Source organism: Micromonospora sp. NPDC023814 (assembly GCF_040639595.1).
GTDB lineage: Bacteria > Actinomycetota > Actinomycetes > Mycobacteriales > Micromonosporaceae > Micromonospora.
Genome location: NZ_JBFAAF010000147.1, coordinates 1 through 5999, shown reverse-complemented (window position 1 = coordinate 5999; position 5999 = coordinate 1). Strand labels below are relative to the sequence as shown.

The window sequence follows — 5999 nt, the reverse complement described above, 5'->3', positions numbered from 1 at the left end:
GCCCGGCGCGGCGCGTTCCACGTCCACCGACAGTGACCTCCCGCCACTCGCATTAGATGCGAGATCGTCGCATCCAATGCGACCCGCTTGTCAAATGAGCAGGTCAGGGCAGGTGTCTCTGCAATCCTTGCGGCAAGGAGTCGCATTCACGAGGTCTACAGTCGGCGAAACCGCTACTGACTCGACCAGCAGCGCAAACTTTGACCACGGTTCGCACGCAGACTGTCTTGTATTCGCATCAGATCGAATACGCGGCGGTTGTAGTTTCCGGACCAAAAACAACGCTAAGCAGTTGATCTAGGACCGCACCTGGGGTGATGCCTCAAGGAGGCGGGGTCGCCGGAAGACTGATTCACGGTTTTCCGTGGTTCCGGCATGTGGGATGCGCGAGCAGAGAGTGGGCCGGCTACTCGGGCCGGTCGAGGGGGTGGCCCTGGATCCGGGCGGCTAGTTCGGGGTCGATCGGGTCGAGCACGCGAGCGGATCGGGCGCACGATCGCCGGGACGTCGTCACCGCCGCGCTGTGCGTGCTCGGCGTGAGCCTGCTTGACGGCGTCCGGGTACGCCTGGGCTTTCTCGTGCGCGGTGAGCGCGCGGTAAATACTGGCGACGCTCGGGTTGCGGCCTTTGTCCGCGAATCGGGCGGCCCGCTCCGGCCATTTCGCCCAGTCGAGCCGGAGGACCCGGTCGACTGTCACCCTCGACCGCAGCCACGCGGGCGGCCTCCCGATGAGGAAGGCCGCTTGCGCCGGTCTTGTCAGTCTTGCTTGACGTCGCTGCAGAAGATGTCCTCGTTCGGTAGTTGGCCGGTGTTCAGGAAGTCGACGGTAGCCTCGTCGGCGCAGGTCGAGCCCGCGTTGTAGACGTAGTGCCCGCCGTTGTCGACACCGACGAAGGCGGCACGGTCGCCGAGGACCTTGCGCAGCCCCTGTCCGGAGTCCCACGGTGTGGCGTGGTCCCGGCGGTTCTGCAGGATCAGGATGTCACCGGGGCCCTTGTCGGTCACGGTGACCGGCTTCTCGATCGGGGCCTTCCAGAAGGCGCAGGGCCAGATGTTGGCCGGCATGCCCGCCGTGAGTGGCCAGGCCTTGCGGTCGGCGGCGCTGCGGGTGGCGTAGTCGGCAACGTCGTGGGACCACTCGGCGTCACCGCAGACGAGTGCCAGGAACATAGTCGCCTGGTTGTCCGCGGGGACGCCAGGGGTGGGCGGCGTCTCGGCGAACACCTGCTTGAGCACCTCGCCGTCGGCCGCGGTGAGGTGACCGTCCGCGAGGTTCGCGGCGGCCTTCCAGACCTGCGCGAGGATCGGCAGGGTCTTGTTGTTGAGGAGCAGCGCGTAGGTGGTGGTGCGCAGGATCGCTCCGTTCATGGACTGCTGGGTGCCCGGAACCGGCGCCGGCTTACGGTCGAGCCGATCCGCGAGCGCGAGATAGGTCCGGGTGACCTCGTCGACGGTGCGGCCGAGCCCGAGGTCGTCGTTCTGCGCCGCGGCGACGGCGGCCGCGTCGGGGAACCGTTCGGCCATGCTCTTGCCCCAGCCCTGCACCTCGCCGGACCAGACCTTGGTGGGGTCGATGTTGCCTTCGAGGATCATGCGGTCGGTCTGTTCCGAGTACAGCGAGCTGTAGACGGCACCCAGGTAGGTGCCGTAGGACTGGCCCCAATAGGAGATCTTCTTCTCGCCGAGCGCCTCGCGGATGCGGTCCAGGTCACGAGCGGTGTTGGCGGTGTTGAAGTACCGCAAGTTCTCTCCGGCCGTGACGGCGCACTTCTGGGCTTCGGTGCGGGCCAGTTCGACGTTCGCGTCGATCGAGCCGTTCGCGGCGGGATAGGGGAAATGCCCTGGCACGCTGGCAACCTCGAGGCCGCAGCTCTGCGGGGTGCTGTGCTCGACGCCGCGCGGATCGAAGCCGATCAGGTCGTAGCCGTCCAACACGGACTTCGGCAGCGTCGGTGCCATCGTGCTGGGCATGTCGAGACCCGACAGGGCGGGACCGCCCGGGTTCAGCAGCAGAACGCCGTGCCGCTTCTCGGGGTCGGCGGCGGTCAGCCGGGAGATTGCCACCTCGATCGACGTGCCGTCCGGCTTGTCGTAGTTCAGCGGGACCTTGACCGTTGCGCAGGTCAGCTTGGGATCCCGGGCCACTCCCTTCGCCGCCTCCGGGCAGGGTCCCCACGTGATTGCGGCGGCCTTCGTCCGGTCCGGGGGCGCCGGGCGGTCTTCCTCGTGCGCAGCGTCGCTACAGGCGGTCGCGCCGGCCACGGCCAGTGTCGCGGCCGCCAGGGCCGTGGCGAACCGGCGGCCCCGTGACCGGCCGGCTACCCCGGCACTACGTGTCTTGTTCATCGCCTTCGTCCTTCGATTCGGCTTGGCGGACTGCGTTCGCCCTGCGGCCCGTGTTGCTGGCGACAAAGCTATCGAGAACGAAACACGGCTCACATCACCCTGGAGTGGACAGAAGTCTGTAGCTCGCACGGGGGATTGGAGAGTCACCGAACACGGAAGTTCCAACCGGATAAGCGACTGAACCGCCGCGCCGCCCGTCTCCATTGGGCGGAACGCGCGCGCGTGTGTTCATGGTAGCTATTTCGTACAGGGCGCCGTCTACCCCGCTGGCTTGGTGAGATCGAGGGTATCGACCTCACGCTGACCTTCCTCGCCAAGAAACGAGCAGAGGCCCTCCGACGGCAGCCATCGGGGCCAACCTTCCTGGGGCTGCCGACCAAGCCGACCTACATCGATGCTGAACGCCGCTCCATTCGGTCAGTTCGGCGGTGGCGATGAGGGCGCGAGGTGGGCACGTTCGCCTTGAGCGCTAAAGAGGGTGAGCAGTTCCGCGGGCTGAGTGTCAGCGCTGCTGATCTGGTGCGGCGTGCGGGTGTCGAACTCTGCGGCTTCGCCGGGACCGAGTCGGTACTCCTGGTCGCCGAGCATAAGCCGGACGCGGCCATTAAGGACGTAGAACCATTCGTACCCGTCGTGGGTCTGCAATGTCGTGGTGCTCGCTCTGCTGGCCGGCGGGTAAACCACCTTGTAAGCCTGGATGCCCCCGGGGCGTCTGGTCAGTGGCACGACGGTGAAGCCGGCTCGCCGCACGGGGCGCAGGTGGATGCGAGGATCGCCGGTAGGAGGGGCTGCGACCAGATCGTCGAGCGGGACGCCGTGGGCGCGGGCCAGCGGGAGTAGCTGTTCCAGTGTTGGGCGTAGTTTGCCGTTCTCGAGACGGGACAGGGTGCTCCCGGTCAGGCCCGTTTCGGCTGCCAGGGCGGCCAAGGAAAGGTTGCGTGCCCGGCGCAGGGCCTGCAGGCGCGGGCCGACTCCCGCGAGGACATCTTCGGAGGTTGTCATGATCTGATGATGCGGATCCGCAACTTTTCTAGCAAGTCAGCAACTTCGCTGGTCATTCTGGGGGCGGAGGTAGTAACTGATGCTCAGAAAAACAGCTGAACCGAACACCACAGCACGATGGTCACGCGGCATTGCTGCTGCCACAGCTGCACTAGTCCTGACGACAGCGTGCGCCACCACCGATGGGCGCACTCGGAACGCGACGTCGCAGCAAGAGACAGTGGCCGCTGCGGCCGGGTACGATGCGGCCACCCGGGACGACGCCGAGTTCAATCGTCGCTTCCGGCACGAGACGGCCGCCGTCGATGGCGTGACGATGCACTATGTCACCGGAGGCACCGGCGAGCCGCTCGTCCTGCTGCACGGCTGGCCCCATTCGTGGTACTCGTGGCGCGAGATCATGCCGGCGCTCGCCGAGAAATACACGGTGTACGCCCTCGATCTGCCGGGACTCGGCGACAGCCAGGGTGCGCCATCCAGCTACGACAAGGCCACCCTCGCCCGCTACATCCATCGGCTGCTCTCCGGCACACTGGGACTCAGCAAGATCAACCTAGCCGGACACGATCTCGGCGCCGGTGTGGCGTTCCAATACGCCGCCCAGTTCCCTGAGGAGGTCGTCAAGTACGCCCACCTCGACTACCCGATGCCTGGTCCCGCCCTCAGCGCGAAGGCGTACCGGCAGGCGAGCTGGCACATGTCATTCCATACGCAGCACGGTTTCCCCGAGATGTTGGTCGACGACGACGTCCGGGACTATTTGTCACTCTTCTATGGGTACGTAGCGTACGGCGGGACGAGCTTCGGTGGGCCGGGCGCGAAGGCTCCCTTCACCGTGCAGCAGATCGACGAGTACGCCCGTACCTATCAGCGCCCGCAAGTACTGACCGGCGGTTTCGAGCTGTACCGAACCCTGGACCAGGACGAACGCGATAACAAAGCGGTGAAGCCGATCACCATGCCGACGCTCCTGCTGACAGCCGAAGGCACTCTTCCGTTCACCCGCTCGACGGTCCAGCCCCTCATGTCCCACATAACCCGCGCTGTCGCGGTTCCCAAGGCCGGCCACTGGCTGGTCGAAGAGAACCCAAGGATCGTCACCGCCGAACTGAAGAACTTCTTCGCGAGCGGGGCAGGCCGATGACCGACGCTCCCCAGGCCGAGGCGTTCTGGGAACAGCACTACCGCGCCCGACGTGGTGGCGGCGCCGGGCACCCCAACGCGATCTTGAAGGAAATGATCGGCACGTTACCTTCCGGCGATGCCCTCGACCTGGGATGCGGCCCCGGCGGCGACACCATCTGGCTTGCCCGACACGGCTGGCAAGTCACGGCTGTGGACATCTCCAGTGTCGCCGTCGAGCGGCTGAGTGCACTCTCCCGGCAACTCGGCCTCCAGGACCGGGTGACTGGCGAACAGCACGACCTGGCCCAAAGCTTCCCGGGCGGGTGCTTCGACCTAATCTCCGCGCAGTACCTGCACACTCCCTTAGCGCTGGATCGCGCGCGAGTGCTGCGTACCGCGGCGCACGCACTGCGCCCCGGCGGTCATCTCTTGATCGTCGACCACGGCTCGACCGCACCCTGGTCGTGGAACAAAGACCCGGACACGCAGTTCCCCTCACCCGGCGAAATCGCGAACGAGTTGGCCCTTGACACAGACCGGTGGATCGTCGTACGCGCCGACATGCCGCAACGCCGGGCCACCGGACCGGCAGGTCAGACCGCCACCGTCACCGACAACGTTCTGCTCATCCAACGACACGATCGGGAGCGCTGATGCCGCCAACCACCCGAACCGGGAAACGGAAGGACACCGGCCCCGAATGGACCGCCCCCGGCGAGAAGGCAACTCTGGTGGGCTTCCTCGACTACCTCCGCAAGTCGGTCATGGACAAGGTCGCTGATGTGCCGGAGCCCGAGGTCCGCACCGCCGGCGTACCCTCCGGTACCAACCTTCTCGGCCTGATCAAACACCTGACCGCCGTGGAGAAGTTCTACTTCCTCGAAGAACCGATCACCAACATGCGCCGCACCTTCCAGCCAAACCGCGAGGAGACCGTCGAAAGCCTGCTCGCCGGCTATCGAGCCACCATCGCGCAGGCGAACCAGGTCATCGAGAAGTGGACCGAGCTCGCCGAGCCAGCGCCCCGACCCCCGGGCCGCGGCGCCTTGCCACCATCACAGCGATGGGTCTTGGTCCACATGATTGAGGAAATCGGACGGCACGCCGGCCACGCCGACATCCTTCGCGAACAGATTGACGGCTCCACCGGCCGTTGAGGCAGTAGATTGGCCAGGTCAGCCTCAGTCGTTCCTTCGGTCGGGGTTCACTGGCGAGGATGTTGCTGGGGTCGAGGTGTTCGCGGCGCCACTTACGCGCCTCGGCATGAAGAACGGGCGCCATCGCTGGCTTCGGTGATCTTGTTGACTTCTGCGCCGTCAAGATGCGGCAGCAGCCTGCCGACGATCTCACCTCGGCAACATCGCGCTGTCTCGGCGACGCCCAGGAGGTTGCGCACCTTTCATTCGACGGTGCAGATAAGGCTGAAACTGAGGTGACTGGTCAGGTGCTCGTCGGCGGGTCGGCTTGACCTGGGGCGTTCGGGTTGGATCATGGTTGGGTGTGCGGAACGCCGTCGATCGTGGAG

At 66.0% G+C, this 5999-nt stretch carries 5 protein-coding genes; 3 read left to right on the top strand and 2 right to left on the bottom strand.

Features of this window, described 5'->3' with window-relative positions:
• Window positions 1–757: 757 nt before the first annotated feature.
• Complete coding sequence (locus tag AB0G14_RS34410; protein WP_357704769.1) at window positions 758–2551, bottom strand: alpha/beta hydrolase; 1794 nt, start codon at window positions 2549–2551, stop codon at window positions 758–760.
• Between the two features lie 213 nt (window positions 2552–2764).
• Window positions 2765–3349, bottom strand: coding sequence for an XRE family transcriptional regulator (locus AB0G14_RS34405; protein WP_357704767.1), 585 nt, complete (start codon window positions 3347–3349; stop codon window positions 2765–2767).
• Window positions 3350–3569: 220 nt separating this feature from the next.
• Between AB0G14_RS34405 and AB0G14_RS34400 the strand changes: the two genes are divergently transcribed.
• From AB0G14_RS34400 to AB0G14_RS34390, 3 genes are read left to right on the top strand one after another with little or no spacing between them, the layout of a single operon-like run.
• Window positions 3570–4493 carry an alpha/beta hydrolase gene (locus AB0G14_RS34400; protein WP_357704765.1) on the top strand — a complete coding sequence of 308 codons (924 nt, stop codon included), beginning with the start codon at window positions 3570–3572 and terminating at the stop codon, window positions 4491–4493.
• Window positions 4490–5128, top strand: a complete 639-nt coding sequence (locus AB0G14_RS34395; RefSeq protein WP_357704763.1) for a class I SAM-dependent methyltransferase — start codon at window positions 4490–4492, stop codon at window positions 5126–5128. The genes AB0G14_RS34400 and AB0G14_RS34395 overlap by 4 nt, the downstream gene beginning before the upstream one ends.
• Entirely contained in the window at window positions 5128–5631 is a 504-nt protein-coding gene (locus AB0G14_RS34390) for a DinB family protein (RefSeq protein ID WP_357704761.1), read from the top strand. Before AB0G14_RS34395 ends, AB0G14_RS34390 begins: the two co-directional genes overlap by 1 nt.
• Window positions 5632–5999 lie beyond the last annotated feature (368 nt).